The sequence below is a fragment of the Candidatus Clostridium eludens genome (genome assembly GCF_045310515.1).
Lineage (GTDB): Bacteria > Bacillota > Clostridia > Clostridiales > Clostridiaceae > Clostridium_B > Clostridium_B eludens.
Genome location: NZ_JBJHZX010000003.1, coordinates 95,752 through 113,129, shown reverse-complemented (window position 1 = coordinate 113,129; position 17,378 = coordinate 95,752). Strand labels below are relative to the sequence as shown.

The following is a 17,378-nucleotide window of genomic DNA, read 5'->3' as shown; positions in this document are numbered from 1 at the left end:
GATTAGGATTGCCTAAAAAGTGTTTTATATTAATTTTTATAGCACAGATTGAAAAGTTTTAACATAACCATATTAATATACATAGTATAAATTAATATTAAAACTGTCTTGGAGGATATATGATAAAGAAAAAACTGTATATTGGCTCTATTTTATTGTGTTTTGTATTTATAGTGACTATTTTTACAGCCTGCGGCAGCAGTAAAAAAGATAATAAATCTACAGTTACTGTAAAATTGAATGAAGTAGCAAGATCTGTATTTTATGCACCTATGTATGTGGCAGTAAACGAGGGGTTTTTTAAAGAACAGGGTATAAGTATAGATCTTACAACAGGACAAGGTGCAGATGTAACCCCAACAAAAGCACAAGAAGGCATAATACTAGAAGTTACGCCTTCTTACAGAAGCTTGGGAGATGGATTTATTGCTTATTAATGGGTTTATTTCTATTGTTTCATCTTTACTGTGCCATACAATATTTTTAACTAGGGATTTTATTAATAGTCTCTGAGTTTCTATGTCTACTAACTTATAGAACTTCTTAAAGTTAGATAAGGTTTCTTTTATGGTTCCAATAAATTCTTCTTTTGTTTCCAAAGGTTCCATTGACATTGTCAATTCTCTCATATTCTTTTGCAACTCATCATTTTCTATTTTAATATCATTAATTTCACTTTTGAATACTTGGATTAAATCCGGGTCATCTTCTAAAAATGCAAGCTTTCTCACCAGCCCCTTAATTACTTTATTATTTTCATCCAGCTGTTTTTTAGTTCTATCCAGTTCATTTTCTATATCATCTTTACTGGTTATATTTGACTTATCATTTTTATAGATTTTAAGTAGAGCTTCCATATCTAATTCCAGCAAATAATTTTCTATATATTCTTCTACTTTATAAGCATTGAGCATTTTATTACTGCATCTGTTGCTGGCCCTGTTTTTAAGGTTGCATCTGTAATACCTTTCCATGAAATCTCTTTTTTTATTATAGTGTGACCATGAGGCCATTCCAGAGCCACATTCACCACATACAACCATACCGGATAAAAGAAATTTATTTCCAGTTCCCCAACGCGGGGAAGGCTTTGCCTTGTTTTGTTTTAGTATGTTTTCACATTTTAGCCATGTATCAGAGGTTATGATTCCCTTATGTTTGCCTATTGCAACAATCCATTGATCCATTGAATTTGGTTTTTTACCCTTTTCCTTTCTTTTATTATATACCATTAATCCATGTATGCCATCTGGAGCGCCGTATGTTATAGTGCCCTGTTTTTTAAACCATTTGAATATATTTTCATCACTTATACAGTATACAGGATTAATTATAATTTGTTCAACGGTAGCCCTTGAAAATTCTCCACCATTTTTACCTTTATATTTATTTTTACATAAATAGGTGGCCACAGAAGCAAAGCCTCTTTTTTCTAAATATAACTTATAGATTAATTTTACTGTTTTCATTTCTTCAGGAACTTCACTTAACTTAAACATTTTTTTATCTTTTCCATCATGATTGGAATATTCTACTGCCTCTGATTTATAACCCAGGGGAGGTGTACCACCAAGCCAGCGGCCGGTTTTTGCAAGTTCCAGCATATTATCTCTAATACGTTCTGCAATTGTCTCCCTTTCAAGCTGGGCAAATACTGCAGCTATATTCATCATAGCACGTCCCATAGGTGAGCTGGTATCAAACTGTTCCTTTATACTTATAAAGTCTATATTGTGCCTCTGAAGATCTTCTATGGTATTGGAAAAGTCAGCAACATTACGGGAAATTCTATCAAGCCTGTAGCATATTAAAACATCAAACTTATTTTTTTTAGCATCGGTTATCAGTTTTTTAAATTCAGGTCTGTTAACATTTCCACCGCTAAAACCTTCATCTTCGTATATTTTTATATCTTCAATATTACTATAGTTTCTATTCAGGTACTCTTTACACATTTCAATTTGGTTCTCTATACTTTCACCCTTAGCTGTGAATTTTGATTTTCTTGAATATATGGCTGCTTTTATGATATCACATCCTCTCTAATAATATTTCATACTTATTATTACCACTATTTTCAGCTATATATGCATTAAAATAACGTACCTTGATTTGTTTTACACAAACCTAGGTACGTTCCATTTCTTAAAATGACTTAATACATAATAGTATGAATAGCATAATTATTCCTATCCATACGCAACTCAAAGCTTTGCTATATCTTGTCTGATTTTATCTAACTCATTTCCATCAATTAACTTAATATTATTTACCGCAGCTAATTCTATTGCGGATTTAGTAAAAATATTATTTGTAACTACAATTCCTTTTTGTGCGTTATAAAATCTTAGTGATCCAGCTAATTCTTCAATTGCCTTATTGTCTATTGGTGAATTGTAAAACTTTGCTTGAACTACTGTTTTAGTATCATCTTTTTCAAGTATTAAATTAGCACCTTGCTCCTGACTTGTTTTACTGACTGTAGTTAAAAATCCCAATTTATCAAAAATACTTTTTAAATAGTATTCAAAATCGTATCCAGTTTTAATATTATCAAAATTAGACTTATCTATCTCTGAACTTCTTTCTTTAGTTAAATTATCCTTTAATAATCTTTCTATTTCTTGCATTTTTTCATCATCATTTAAACTTTCAAGTTGTAATTGCCCCTGTTCAACTTCATCTTCATTTAGACTTTCAGGCTGCAATTGTTCCTGTTCAACTTCATCTTCATTTAGGCTTTCAGACTGTAATTGTTCCTGTTCAACCTCATCTTCTTCATTTAGGCTTTCAGGCTGTAATTGTTCCTGTTCAACTTCATCTTCTTCATTTAGACCCTCAGGTTGTAATTGTTCCTGTTCAACTTCATCTTCTTCATTTGAACTTTTCGGTTGCAATTGCTCCTGTTTAAGTCCTTCTTCATTTAGACTTTCAGGCTGTGATTGCTCCTGTTCAACTTCATCTTCTTCATTTAAACTTTCTGGTTGTAATTGTTCCTGTTGCTTTTCGTATTCTTGTACCTTTTTTTCATCTTTTTTTCCTATTTTTTTGAATTTATTTTTTAGAAAATTAAACATCTAACATCCCCCATTGCATAAATATATATAATGTGAGTCGCATCTCACAATTTCAACTTAGCTTGTATAAAAATTATAGCATATTTTTCATGTTTTTCAGTTATTTATTTTCTATATTCCCTTTAATAACATAATATAATTCTGATGCATTCTATCTTCTAATTCTTGTTAGTAGAAGTTGATGCATATTTTCGAACTATGAGTATATCTACCCTTCGATTTTGAGCTCTTCCTTGCTCTGTTGAATTATCATACTTAGGTCTATATTGACCGTGTGCTTGGATTGAAAATTTATCAGGAGCAACATTACCCTTATTAACCATGAAGTTCATAACATTTGAGGCACGCATATAACTCAAGTCCCAATTAGATCGGAATTCTTTATTTTCTATTGGAACATTATCTGTATAGCCACTAATTCTTATCTCATTATCCAAATCTTTTATCATATTTGATATTTTAATAAGCAGTGGATAAAAGTTACTTAATATATCTGCTTTTCCTGTATTAAAAATCACAGTATCTTGTATGGATATATCCACTCCTTCACCATTAAGGCTGACTTTTACCTTATCTGAATATCCCTCATTTTTAATCTCTTGCTCTAAAGTATTCTTTATTTCAGACATCTTGTCCTGTTCAACTATGCTATTTTCTTTATTTGACATACTGGGATTGTCCGACTGTGTAATATTTGAGTCATTTTCGCCACTATCATTTAATATCCCTTTACCGCCTGTAAAAATAACATTAAACTGTTGACTGAGTGCTATTAATTTCTGGTTATCCACTTTACTCATAGCAAACATGACAATAAAAAGTGCCAATAACAGTGTCAGCATATCTGAATAAGGAAGCAGCCAACTTTCATCCACATGTTCTTCATCATGTTGTTTTTTACCTCTCATCATTAATCCCCTTTGCTTTAATTCATATTACTAGTCTCTTGATATCTCTTTCTATCTTTAGGTGTTGTCATACTTAAAAGCTTCTTTTCAATAGTTTTCGGATTTTGTCCTTCCTGAAGTGCTAGAACACCTTCTAGTATTATTTGCATATTATACACTTCTTGGTGTGATTTCCTTTTCAATCTAGATGCAAACGGATGCCAAATAACATACCCAAAGAAAATTCCATAGAGGGTGGCAACAAAAGCTGCAGCTATGGATTCTCCGAGCTTTTGAGTATCATTTAGGTTTCCAAGGGCACCAATCAATCCGATAACTGCACCTAAAACTCCAAGAGTAGGAGAGACCCCTCCTGCTGTTGTAAAAATTGAGGCACCGCTTCGATGTCTCTCTTCCATTCCCTCAATTTCATCAACAAGGACTTGTCTAATATATCCGGGTTCAATACCGTCAACCACCATTTCTAATGCTAGTTTCATGAATTCATTGCTCAGTTCATGAATCTTACTTTCTAATGATAATAGTCCATTTTTTCGAGTTTCTTGAGATAAGCCAATAATATATTTAATTATTTCTGCAGTATCTTCAGTTCCTTTTTCTCTAAAAATAACTCCCAATATTTTTGGTATATTGAGAAGTTCCTTTTTCGGGAAAGAATTCATTACAGCTGCAATTGTACCTACAAGAATTACCATCATTGCTTCAGGACTAAATAATATAGAAACACTTGCACCTTTCATAAGTAATCCGGCACCAACTGCACACAATCCCACAATAATACCTATTAACAAGAATATGTCCATTTTTTCACCTCTGTTTATTATGTAGTATGAGGAACTTATAGAATAATTCAATTTTTTACAGATTCCTACATTATATTACCACATTATTTATCACATTGAAACTATCATATGACAAATATATTATAAGAAGTTTGCAGTAATATTTATTATTAAACTATTGGACTATTTCTTTCTTTAAATCTTTCTGATACAATTTTAATAACATATCAGTTTTGAAATGGGATGAGGATTATAATTCATAAAGATTTTAATAAGTTTAGAGTTTTTGCGTTTATATACTGGGGTATGATAATTAGTGTGAGTGGTATGTATACAATGTACATATCACAGATTGGTTTTTCAAAAGAGCAAATTGGAATAACAGTAACATTTTATAGTATATCAATGCTCGTAGGCCATAGTTTTTTAGGCTATCTTGTAGATAAATTAAGATGTATAAAAAAAATCATGTTATCATCAATCAGCATCGGGTTAATTGTAGCCGCAGGGTTACCCTTGGCCAGATTGAATTGGCAAGTATGCCTTTTAATATCTATGTGGGGCTTTTTTATAGGAGGTGCCTCAACACTCTTTGATACCTGGTGTATCAGTACATTAAAAGCATATGGAGAGCAAAATAATTTTGGAAAGATCAGAGGCTTTGGTTCTGTAGGCTATGGTCTTTCAGGAGCACTCCTCGGGTTGCTTCTTTGGAAGTTTGGATGGAACATATATTATCTGTACATTGCTGCAGTGGTTATGTTTGCTTTAATAATTATATACATAAATGATGAGAGGTATATAGAAAATATTAAAGACAAAAATCCTAAGGTTTCTGTAAAGGAAGCATTAATTCAGATCCTTAGAATTAAATCTTTTATTGTAATGTTAATTATAGTATCTATGTATAATTTTGTGTACATGGGAATATATAATTATCTGGGTGTTCTGGTTAAGGATTATGGTGGCGGAACCTTAAGCCTTGGTTTAACGTACTTTTTTGATGCTACTCCTGAGATAGTTACTTATTTCCTTACTGCTAGTTTGCTTAAAAAATATAAGAATAAGAGTCTTATTTTTGCAGCTTTTCTTCTTCAGGCAATAAGGCTCGTGGTAATTTATATATTTAGTAATGCACTTGCAGTAATGCTTATGGGCATATTATCAGGTTTTGCCTTTGGTCTTATGGATGCCTCTTACAAAACATACATATATGATCTTGCACCAGAAAAATACAAAACAAGCTGCTTAAGCCTATTCGATTGTATAGTTGGATTTTCAGGGATTCTATGTGCACCTATATTTGGATTCTTATTTGCAAGGTTTGGTACAAATGCTATTATAGTTTTTGCACTTATTATAGATATAATTATGGCCTTTGTAATGTTAATAAATATGGTTTCAAATCATAAATTTTAAGTTCTTCTAAGATTAAGATGGAAAAAAGCATTTCTCAATAGTTCTAATCACCAGTATAACGGAAAACAATTTTTCATTAATAATTATTTGTATTCGACTTGATTTTAATGAAGATGTATAATATAATAAAAATATATTAATAATAATTATTTATTAATAATGAATAGGAGGTATTAAATATGAATGCTTTAGAAATAAAAAAAGATATTTATTGGGTAGGAGCATTGGATCCAAACCTTAGAATATTCGATATAGTAATGAATACACCTTACGGAACTACTTACAATTCATATGTAATAAAAGGAAGTGAAAAGACTGCTATATTCGAGACTGCAAAAGAAAGCTTCCTTGATGAATTTTTAGAAAGGCTAAGCTCAGCAAATGTAGATGTAAATAATATAGACTACATAGTGATTAATCATACTGAACCGGATCATTCTGGCTCTATAGCAAAGTTGCTGGATCTTGCACCTAATGCAAAACTTGTAGGCTCTAAGGCTGCACTTAGATTTATAAAATCCATATCAAATAAAAAATTTGATTCTATTGCAGTAAAAGACGGTGATACTTTGAGCCTTGGAAATAAAACCTTAAAGTTTATTTCTGCGCCATTTCTTCATTGGCCTGACTCCATATATACTTATGTTCCAGAAGATAATATTTTAATTACTTGTGATTCTTTTGGTGCACACTACTGTAATTCAAATATATTCAACGATTTAAATGAAGATGAAAAAGGCTACATGGATGCTTTAAAGTATTATTTTGATGGTATAATGAGTCCTTTTAAAAAATATGTACTTGAGGCAATTGACAAAATCAAAGATTTAAAAATTGACATTATATGTCCTGGGCATGGTCCTGTTTTAAGGAAAGAGCCTTTAAGAATAGTAAATCTATATAAGGAGTGGAGTGCACCTGCAAAATCCAATGAAAAAAAATATATAGTAATACCTTACGTATCTGCCTATGGGTACACTGAATCTCTTGCAAATAAAATAATTGAGGGTATAAAGGATTCTGGAGATTTTGAAATACAACCTTATAATGTAATTTACAGTGATGTAAATGAAATCATAGAAAATATAGAGAAAGCAGATGGAATGTTATTTGGTTCTCCAACTATTAATGGCGACGCTTTAAAACCAATTCTTGATATATTGATTTCTTTAAACCCTATAGTACACGGCGGTAAAGTGGCTGCTGCCTTTGGATCTTATGGCTGGAGCGGTGAAGCTGTAACAAATATTGAAGCTAGATTGCAACAACTTAGGATGAACTTATTAACTCCAGGACTTAAAATAAATTTTAAGCCATCTGACGAAGAGTTAATGTCTGCTTATAACTTCGGAAGAGACTTTGCAAAAAAGGTTATAGAAAACTCTGATGAAACATCTGAACCTCTAAAATCGGCGTCTACAAAAAAATGGAAATGTACTGTTTGTGGTGTAGTAGTTGAGGGAGATAATCCTCCGGAAGTCTGTCCTGTATGCCGTGTTGACTCAAGTAAATTTGTAGAAATAGATAAAAATTAGTTACTCTATAAAAAATCTAAACTATGGCATTTTAAATAAGAACTGTATAAAAAATATTGCAGTTCTTATTTAACTTTTTTATAACATAGCCTTATGTAACTTTTGAATATTTGAGAAATCCATCTTCTATGTTTAATGTTATCATTCCCATTTCATCTAAATATTCTACATAAGATCTTACCATTCTTTCCATTGTAATGTACTTACTTATACCACTTATACCGATACCAAAATTATTAATAGCATTTTTTACAATAGTCTCCATTGTAATAGGGGCATCTATGATATTATATACTTTCGCTGCTATATTTTTATAAAAATTTATATTATCTGCTATGAGCTTAGTAACATCATCATAAATTCCTTTATGTGCCACTATGTATTTATCATGCTTTAAATCATAGAGCTTTGTTTTACTTTTTAAATCTTCACTTATGGTATAAGTATATGGCATTTTAGCCCCTTCCATAACTTCATAGCTTATAAGGGTATCCCCTAAATATGCTACATCATCAGGAGTAACAATACATATATGCGCAGGACTATGTCCCGGCGTATGGATAATTTTAAATTTAACACCATATACATGTATATAATCCTGATTGTCCGAAATTATAATATCTGATTCAAAGACCATATGTTCAAAATTTTCTTTAATATCAGATGAAGTCTGATTTCCATAATAAAACTTTAAATTCATTGTTGAACTACAGATAAAAGCTTCATATTTAGGTATGGCAATAATACAATTATATTTTTTCTTGAAATACGAATTATTTCCCACATGATCTATATGGGCATGGCTACATATTATGCCCACCAATTTAAGGTTATTTGCTTTCAAAAGCCGTTCTATTCCATCTGTCTCTGCTCCATGAAGTCCTGAATCTAACATAATAATTTCTTCATGGTTAATTTTATAAAAAGGTATGTAAGTCATTCCCGTATCAATACAAAATGTATTTCCCTTTATTTCTTTTATAACCATACAATTATTTAGCAACCGTATCTTTAAATATACAGTGACTAAATTTTCGCCCCCTCTCTTTCAATGTATAACACCCCCCCACCCTCAGCTTCTTTTAAGTGAAGGACAAACACTACTGCGCCCCCTAGATAAGTTCTTCTAAGAATGTTGATACTTATTACTATATTAATTATTGTACAAACAATTCGCAATTAAATTATAAAACTAAAAAATTATTATATCAAGTTAAAATAAATTTTATTGTAATTTAAATTTATTTATGATATTATTACCTTAGAATATGTTGCCCAAGTATTCTAAATAAAAAATATTTTCACATAATACCCTTTCTACGGGGTATTTTCTTTTATTTTTTGTTTAAAGATTCATGAGCTTAGGTATGATCAAATCAACCAATACATTAATTTATCCGAACGCTACCAGTGCTAATACTCCCATCGCACTCTGTGAAAGCGATTCACACAAAATTAAAAATTTTGGTTCTCTGCTTTTCTATCAAAGTGGGAGATAAGCACTGCTACACGCCTGGATAAGTTCTTCTCCTAAAGGATAACGTATTCTAAGTGCTAAAGACACTAAGAATACTGTTAATAAGGTTCAGATGGAGAAAAGCATCTCTATAAGCAAACTCCACCTGAACCTAAGAATCACTTGATTATCACATACCTAAGCTTAAATTTTACATATATAATTTATTCCCATTTTCTACAAGCACTGCTTCAGGAACAGGCTTTTCTTTATAATTCTCCAATTCCACTTCATTTTCCATAGATTTAAATGCTACAGATAACATAAGCTTTAATCTATTCAATTGGTTTACCTCACTTGCTCCCGGATCATAGTCTATAGCTGCAATATTGCTGCCTGGATATATCCTTTTTAGCTCTTTTATCATTCCTTTACCTGTTACATGATTAGGTAAACATGCAAAAGGCTGCATACATACAATATTTTTAGTACCGCTTTTTATAAGTTCTATCATTTCAGCAGTTAAAAACCATCCTTCTCCTGTTTGATTTCCAATGGATAGTATCTTAGAAGCATCTTCAGCCAGCTGGTCAATATTAGATGTCATACTAAATCTTTTACTTCTTTTTAATGCAGCATTCATATGTCTTCTAAAATATTCAATGAACTTTATTGCCCCATCTTTCACAACTTTATTAAAATAGCTTCCAGACAAATATTTATACTTAAACCCAGCATCATAAGCACAATATAAGAAAAAATCCATTAAATCAGGCACTACCACTTCTGTCCCTTCACTTTCTAGAATATCTACAATATTATTGTTTGCTGTAGGATGAAATTTCACCAGTATTTCCCCCACAACCCCAACCTTAGGTTTTGTTGTATAATTTATTTCCAGATTATCAAAGTCCTGTACTATATTATAAATATTTTCTTTAAACTCTTTGTGACTTCCATTTCTTACATTCTTCTTACATTTCTCAACCCATTTTTCATAGAGCAAATTAGCGGAACCTTCTGTTTTCTCATAAGGTCTTACTCTGTACAGTACCCGCATAAATAAATCTCCATATAAAAGCCCCATCATTGATTTATTTATAAGTCCCGCAGTAATTTTAAATCCAGGATTCTTTTCTAAGCCTGCTACATTTAACGATATAACGGGTATATTCTCCATCCCCGCTTCCTTTAAAGCTTTTCTCAAAAATCCTATATAGTTCGTAGCCCTGCAGCCTCCGCCGGTTTGAGATATTATTACGGAAGTATTATCTATATCATATTTTCCTGATTTCAATGCCTCTATTAACTGTCCTATTACTATTATAGAAGGATAGCAGGCATCATTATTTACGTATCTCAGCCCTTCTTCCACTGCTTTTTTATCTACAGAAGGTAATACTTCTAAATTATAACCTGACTCTCTAAATGCCTCCTGTATAAATTGAAAATGTATAGGTGCCATTTGAGGGCATAGTATAGTGTGTGCCTTTCTCATTTTTTTAGTAAAAATCACCTTTTTATGGTTATCTTCAATTTTATGAGGCTTAAAGCCATATTTTTCTCGCTCCTCAATAGCTGCTTTTAGGGAACGTATTCTTATCTTAACTGCTCCTAAATTGCTCCCTTCGTCAATCTTTAATACTGTATATATTTTTTCATACCTGTTTAATATTTCTTCAACTTGATCTGTAGTGACAGCATCCAATCCACATCCGAAGGAATTTAACTGTACTAATTCTAAGTTATCCTGATTGGCCACAAAGCTTGCAGCAGCATAAAGCCTGGAGTGATAAACCCATTGATCTACTACCCTTAGAGGTCTCTCCACTACCCCTAAATGGGCCACAGAATCTTCTGTCAATACTGCCATATCATAAGATGTTATTATATTTGATATTCCATGGTTTATTTCCGGATCCACATGATAAGGTCTTCCTGCCAGTACTATGCCTTTTTTCCCTGTTTTTTTAAGATAATTTATTGTTTCTTCTCCCTTTAACCTTATATCTTCCTTTAGTTTATCATGCTCTTCAAAAGCTTTTTCCAATGCACTTGATATTTCTCTTTTAGGTATATTAAATTCTCTCAATTCATATTGAAGCCTTTTTATAAGTCTTTTCTTATTATCCAATGACAAAAATGGATTTTTAAAATTAATCTTCTTTTCCCTGATTATATCTATATTATTTTTTATAACTTCCGGATAGGAAGTTACTATAGGGCAATTGTAATTATTATCTGCTTCCTGCTGTTCTTTTTGCTCATAGGGTATACAAGGGTAAAATATAAAATCTATTCCCCTGTTTATCAGATTCATTATATGTCCATGTACTATTTTAGCAGGATAACAAGCTGATTCCGAAGGTATCGTTTCTATTCCCATTTCATAAATGTGTTTTGAAGAACGTGAAGACAATTCTACTCTAAAACCCAATTCCGTAAAGAAAGTAAACCAAAATGGATAGTTTTCATATAAATTTAAAACTCTAGGTATACCTACTTGTCCTCTTTTGGCTTCACTTCTCTTAAGGGGAACATAATTAAATATTCTATCATATCTATAATCAAAAAGATTTGGCACACTTAGAGTATTGTTCTCTAAACCCGCACCTCTTTCACATCTGTTTCCTGATACAAATTCCTTTCCATCTGAAAACTTATTTATAGTTAAAAGACAATTATTAGAACATTTTCCACACCTTTTCATATTGATTTCCGTAGTGAAGTTATCTAGTTCTTTTTCATTTAATAAAGTACTTTTATAAACTCCATCATATCGTTCTTTTGCAATAAGCGCAGAGCCAAAAGCACCCATGAGACCTGCTATATCAGGTCTTACAGCTTCTCGTTCAGATATAATTTCAAAAGCCCTTAATATGGCATCATTATAAAAAGTTCCCCCTTGAACTATTATTTTTTTCCCTAAATGGTCCGGGTTGGTTATTTTTATAACTTTAAATAGGGCATTTTTTATAACGGAATAAGAAAGTCCTGCAGATATATCTCCCACAGAAGCCCCTTCCTTTTGAGCTTGTTTAACTCTAGAATTCATAAATACCGTACACCTGGAGCCTAGGTCTACTGGTTTTTTAGAACTTTCTGCAGAACTTGCAAAATCTCTCACATTCATGTTTAATGATTTAGCAAAAGTTTCTATAAACGAACCACATCCAGATGAACAAGCCTCGTTTAGCATTATACTATCAATTATTCCATCTTTTACTCTAAGACACTTCATATCCTGTCCGCCAATATCCAGTATAAAATCCACACCAGGTTGAAAAAACTCTGCAGCTTTATAGTGGGCAACTGTTTCCACTTCACCTATATCCACAGACAATGCTGCCTTTGTAAGACCTTCTCCATAGCCTGTAACTGCTGAATTCACTATAACAGCGTCCTCTGGTAATTTTTTATATAAATCCTTTAATATATTTATTGTAGATTTTAATGGATTTCCGTTATTACTTCCATAAAAAGAATAAAGCAAATTTCCCTGTTCATCTATAAGAGCCGCCTTAGTGGTTGTAGACCCTACATCTATTCCCAGATAACAGTCCCCATTAAATGTATCTAAATTTTTTCTCTTTATTTTGTTTCTACTGTGTCTTTCTTTAAAATCACTAAATTCTTTTTGGTCTTTAAAGAGAGGTCTAAGTATCTGGATTTCATCTTTTAAAGTTTTATTCAAACTTGGTAAATTGTCTATCAAAGTCCTAAAAGGAACAGGTTCTTCGTTTTTAGAGGATATAGCAGCCCCCATTGCTACAAATATTTGAGAATTTTCAGGAAAAATCACCTGATTTTCAGTAAGTTTTAGGGTTTCTATAAACCTTTTTCTAAGTTCCGATAAAAAGTATAAAGGTCCTCCTAAAAAAGCGATGTTGCCCTTTATAGATTTACCACAAGCAAGTCCACTTATAGTTTGGTTTACCACTGATTGAAATATAGATACTGCAATATCTTCTTTTGCAGCTCCTTCATTTAAAAGTGGCTGAACATCAGTTTTAGCAAATACTCCACATCTAGCAGCTATAGGATAAATAACTTTATAGTTTTTAGCTAATTCATTTAGTCCTTGGGCATCTGTTTGAAGAAGAGATGCCATCTGGTCAATAAATGCTCCTGTCCCCCCTGCACAAGTTCCATTCATTCTTTGATCAATACCACCATCAAAAAAGGTTATCTTAGCATCCTCACCGCCTAACTCTATGGCTACATCAGTATCTGGAATAAATTTCTCTACGGTGTTGGTACAAGCTACTACTTCCTGAATAAATGGTATACTAAGCCATTTTGAAACAGATAACCCGCCAGATCCCGTAACCATCACAGTTATATTGGCATCTTTTAACTTTTCATAGGCATCCTTAACAACTTTGGCTATGGTACTTCTTATATCAGAAAAATGTCTTTGATATTTACTATAAATTATACTGTCCTTTATATCTGACACAACTATTTTTACGGTAGTTGAGCCTACATCTAGACCTACGTGAAATAAATTTTTCATACTTAATCACCTTTTAAAAATTAATAATTTAAACTGAATTTTACAAACTTTAAAATAATAGATAATTAAAAAACATATTAATTATATTTTAAATAAATTTTGTCTTAAACAATTATATTTTTAACATATACCCTATATTTGTAGTATAAAAAATAACCCTATTCTTGTATACGGTTAAACTATCCACAATGATACCTTCATTGATGTAATAAAAATAATTTCACTTATATTATAACATATGTATGCATATGTGCAATTCCAATATATTGTACAAGTTGTTCTTAAAACCAAGATACAGAATCCATAACATATAAGTCATGAACCTTTAACACTATGCTAGATCTATTCATATAATGAACTATATATATTATAAGCACAGTTGATACGAGGAGATGATATTTTGGATAAATTAACTGTTAACAATATCTACATGAATTATCATTCATTAAAGAATTCTACTAAAGCACTGGAAAATATAAATTTCACTGTAGAAAAAGGAGAATTTTTAAGTATAGTAGGGCCTTCCGGATGTGGTAAAACTACACTTTTAAATATAGTAGCTGGCCTTATAAAGCCTTCTTATGGTGAAATATATATAGATAATGATAAAATAGATTCATTTTCCCTTAAAATGGGATACATGTTTCAAAAAGATCAGTTATTTGAATGGTTGAATATTTGGAACAATATATTAATTGGAATCAAAATACAGCATAAGCCTATAGATACCTACAAAGATAAAATAGTAACTTTATTAAAAAACTACGGCTTATGGGATTTTATATACCATTACCCTCCGGAATTATCCGGTGGCATGAGGCAAAAAGTGGCATTAATAAGAACTTTAGCACTTAATCCTGAAGTACTTCTGCTTGATGAACCTTTCTCTTCTTTAGATTATCAAACTCGATTAAACATAAGCGATGAAATATTTGAAATAATAAAAAATGAAGGTAAAACTGCAATAATGGTAACTCACGATATCTCAGAAGCTGTATCCATGTCAAATAGAATCATAGTTCTGTCTAAAAGACCTGCAAAAATAAAAAAAATATTCAACATAAACTTTAAAGAATCTCATGACTCCCCTTTAAAATGCAGAGAGGATCCAGAATTTAGAATCTATTTTAATGACATATGGAAGGAGCTGAACTATTAATGGTTGACTATATGAAAGAACACGAACTGTATATAAAAAACATAAATAGACGGAAGAAAAAAATTACACTATGCAGAATAATAATTTTGATAGCTTTTTTTGTTTTATGGGAAGTTGCGGGAGATTTAGGATGGATAGACCCTTTTTTAACCAGCACTCCTTCTAGAATGTGTAAAAATCTTATAGCGCTCTATCATGAAGGAACCTTATTTAGACATATTGGAATTACCTGTTTTGAAACAATATTAGGATTTTTATTAAGTACGGCCCTTGGAACTTTAATTGCTATAATTCTTTGGTGGTCTGAGCTTATTTCAGATATATTAGATCCCTATATAGTTGTATTAAATGCGCTTCCAAAAGTTGCTCTAGCCCCTATAATAATATTCTGGGTAGGTAATGGAATTTCTGCTATTATTTTAGTTACCGTATTGATTTCAATAATTGTAACTATATTAACTGTACTAAACGGTTTTAAGGAAGTAGATAGAGATAAAATCACACTTCTTAAAACATTCGGTTCTTCAAAATTACAAATTTTAACCTACCTTATAATACCCTCTTCAATCCCTACCCTAATATCTTCTTTAAAAATAAATGTAGGGCTTTCATGGGTAGGTGTAATAATGGGAGAATTTTTAGTAGCAAAAGAAGGTCTTGGATTTTTAATAATCTATGGTGGTCAAATATCTCAACTAGATACAGTTATGGTAAGCATAATCATACTTTCAATATTAGCCTACTTAATGTATGCCTCCATAACATTTGCTGAAAAAAAATTGAGAAAATTAATATTTCATTAATCAACAGGTCCTAGGTTTTAAAGGGTGTTTTTTTACTCCCTTTAAAACTATTGGTATATTTTTTTAAAAAATGGATATAAATTTATTAAAAGACTATAAATTCCACAGAAGGTTTTAGACACCTATACTTAAGGAGGATTAAAATGAATTACTTTCAAAAGGCCAATGAATATTATAATATCAAAAACTATAAAAAAGCTATTGACCTGTATGAAAAAGCAATACAGATAAAAGATAATGAAGCATCTTCACTATATAATTCCTCAGTATGTTTTATAAAATTAAAAAAATATGAAAAAGCAATATCTTTATTAAATTCTGCTATAAAATTGAAGAGGGAAAGCAAATATTTTTTTAATCTTGCATACTGCTACGTAATGTTAAGTAACACCAAAAAAGCTCTTATATATTTTAATAATGCATGGTGTCTGGATAATGAGGATTCAGATTGTGAAAAAGCTATAAATACTATATTAAAAAATTACATAACAAAAACTAACTAAAACTAATCTCAATTAAAAAGAGTGGTTTTATTTTACCACTCTCCTGCTATTTGTGAATTCTTATGATCAAGCTGAAATCTTTTGCTATCAAAATAATCTCCGCCTTTATAGAAAGTTGTATCTACATTTATCCACTTATCTCTCTCCGGAATATATACCTGATTCCACGCATGGCTTACCCAGCTTATTCCATTAAATCCTTCGCCAGTTATAAGCCTTACTTTCATATTATTAGCTCTTGCCATGGCCACATAAAGGCATGCATAATCAAAACAAATTCCTTTTTTAGAGTTATAGGTAGGAATGGCGCCAGATTCCACATTGAAGTCATTGTTCAATACTTTAGTAGCCTTTTGATGATCATAACTTATATTAGTGCCTATCCAATTATAAAGTATTTCCGACCTTTCAGTGGTATTAGTCCCTTCTGTAGCAAGAGCTTTTGCAAAGGTGTTAATTTCCTGATTAGATTTTACTCCCTGATCTATAGTAACTCCATTATAATATATTACGGTGCTTCCATTATTTTTTAACTGTTTTGAATCATCTATATTTTGTATGTTGTTTGAATTTGATTGCCTTATTACTATTTTAAAAGAATTATTAATTACGTTGGGAAGCTGCTTTGCAATAGTTGAATTAGTTACCGGAATTATTATTTCCCTGCATATAGAATTATAGGGCCTTGAATTTTCTAAATAAGTATTTAGTTTGGAATTTATATTAAACATAGATGTTATATTTAATATAAATGAAACTAAAAGTATATAACATATTGACTTAGGTAATTGAAAAATCAATCCTAATATTCTTTTAAAAATGTTATTTTTAAGTTTTAAAAATCTATCTATGCTGTCAAGTAAAGGATATAGGGTCAAATAATTTAGAAGATCTAACAGGAGCTTTATAATTTTATACAATATGAATATGAAAAGAGGAATCATAATTATATATATCATAAAATTATTATTTTCCAAATACCTTGCAATACCTTCAGGTATTATATTATATATCCTATCATATATACCATAATTATGCTGTATAAATATTTTTTTCCCAAAATACACACCAGTTATTAAAGATATTATAAAAGAAACATTTCTGCTTACATCATCTATATCCAATTTTAAATCATTAGAAGAAAATTTAAATAGAAATCCCTTTATAAGAGGATATAAGAATATTACTCCTATTGCTATAGTTACTGGATTTATACTCAT

General features: G+C 31.0%; 13 protein-coding genes. 6 read left to right on the top strand and 7 right to left on the bottom strand.

Annotated elements, in window-relative coordinates; genetic code table 11:
• Positions 1 to 119: 119 nt before the first annotated feature.
• Complete coding sequence (locus tag ACJDU8_RS03050) at positions 120 to 437, top strand: ABC transporter substrate-binding protein (RefSeq protein ID WP_406790679.1); 318 nt, start codon at positions 120 to 122, stop codon at positions 435 to 437.
• Here ACJDU8_RS03050 and ACJDU8_RS03045 read toward each other — a convergent pair.
• The 4 genes from ACJDU8_RS03045 to motA form a co-directional block, all read right to left on the bottom strand.
• Positions 384 to 2,027, bottom strand: a complete 1,644-nt coding sequence (locus ACJDU8_RS03045) for a recombinase family protein (protein ID WP_406790763.1) — start codon at positions 2,025 to 2,027, stop codon at positions 384 to 386. The two genes, ACJDU8_RS03050 and ACJDU8_RS03045, sit on opposite strands and share 54 nt — an antisense overlap.
• A 177-nt stretch (positions 2,028 to 2,204) precedes the next feature.
• The gene (locus tag ACJDU8_RS03040; protein ID WP_406790678.1) at positions 2,205 to 3,077 is read right to left on the bottom strand and encodes a restriction endonuclease; all 873 of its coding nucleotides are present in this window, start codon (positions 3,075 to 3,077) and stop codon (positions 2,205 to 2,207) included.
• 158 nt (positions 3,078 to 3,235) lie between these two features.
• Positions 3,236 to 3,985: a flagellar motor protein MotB gene (locus tag ACJDU8_RS03035; RefSeq protein WP_406790677.1), complete on the bottom strand. Its 750-nt coding sequence runs from the start codon at positions 3,983 to 3,985 to the stop codon at positions 3,236 to 3,238.
• Positions 3,986 to 4,002: 17 nt separating this feature from the next.
• Positions 4,003 to 4,788: a flagellar motor stator protein MotA gene (motA, locus tag ACJDU8_RS03030; protein ID WP_406790676.1), complete on the bottom strand. Its 786-nt coding sequence runs from the start codon at positions 4,786 to 4,788 to the stop codon at positions 4,003 to 4,005.
• Between the two features lie 222 nt (positions 4,789 to 5,010).
• Here motA and ACJDU8_RS03025 point away from each other — a divergent pair, with 222 nt between their 5' ends.
• Complete coding sequence (locus ACJDU8_RS03025; protein WP_406790675.1) at positions 5,011 to 6,186, top strand: MFS transporter; 1,176 nt, start codon at positions 5,011 to 5,013, stop codon at positions 6,184 to 6,186.
• A 179-nt stretch (positions 6,187 to 6,365) separates the two neighbouring features.
• Complete coding sequence (locus ACJDU8_RS03020) at positions 6,366 to 7,721, top strand: oxygen-binding di-iron domain-containing protein (RefSeq protein ID WP_406790674.1); 1,356 nt, start codon at positions 6,366 to 6,368, stop codon at positions 7,719 to 7,721.
• A 91-nt stretch (positions 7,722 to 7,812) separates the two neighbouring features.
• On the opposite strand, the gene ACJDU8_RS03015 is transcribed toward ACJDU8_RS03020, so the two are convergent.
• On the bottom strand, positions 7,813 to 8,709 hold the full coding sequence (locus tag ACJDU8_RS03015) for an MBL fold metallo-hydrolase (protein ID WP_406790673.1): 897 nt from the start codon (positions 8,707 to 8,709) through the stop codon (positions 7,813 to 7,815).
• Between the two features lie 679 nt (positions 8,710 to 9,388).
• On the bottom strand, positions 9,389 to 13,693 hold the full coding sequence (locus ACJDU8_RS03010; protein WP_406790672.1) for an acyl-CoA dehydratase activase-related protein: 4,305 nt from the start codon (positions 13,691 to 13,693) through the stop codon (positions 9,389 to 9,391).
• Between the two features lie 400 nt (positions 13,694 to 14,093).
• On the opposite strand from ACJDU8_RS03010, the gene ACJDU8_RS03005 reads away from it, so the two are divergent.
• The 3 genes from ACJDU8_RS03005 to ACJDU8_RS02995 all read left to right on the top strand — a co-directional run bounded on the left by ACJDU8_RS03005 (position 14,094) and on the right by ACJDU8_RS02995 (position 16,158).
• Positions 14,094 to 14,852: an ABC transporter ATP-binding protein gene (locus tag ACJDU8_RS03005; RefSeq protein ID WP_406790671.1), complete on the top strand. Its 759-nt coding sequence runs from the start codon at positions 14,094 to 14,096 to the stop codon at positions 14,850 to 14,852.
• Complete coding sequence (locus tag ACJDU8_RS03000; protein WP_406790670.1) at positions 14,852 to 15,655, top strand: ABC transporter permease; 804 nt, start codon at positions 14,852 to 14,854, stop codon at positions 15,653 to 15,655. Before ACJDU8_RS03005 ends, ACJDU8_RS03000 begins: the two co-directional genes overlap by 1 nt.
• Positions 15,656 to 15,798: 143 nt before the next feature.
• Entirely contained in the window at positions 15,799 to 16,158 is a 360-nt protein-coding gene (locus ACJDU8_RS02995) for a tetratricopeptide repeat protein (protein WP_406790669.1), read from the top strand.
• 32 nt (positions 16,159 to 16,190) lie between these two features.
• On the opposite strand, the gene ACJDU8_RS02990 is transcribed toward ACJDU8_RS02995, so the two are convergent.
• On the bottom strand, positions 16,191 to 17,378 hold the full coding sequence (locus ACJDU8_RS02990; protein ID WP_406790668.1) for a transglutaminase-like domain-containing protein: 1,188 nt from the start codon (positions 17,376 to 17,378) through the stop codon (positions 16,191 to 16,193).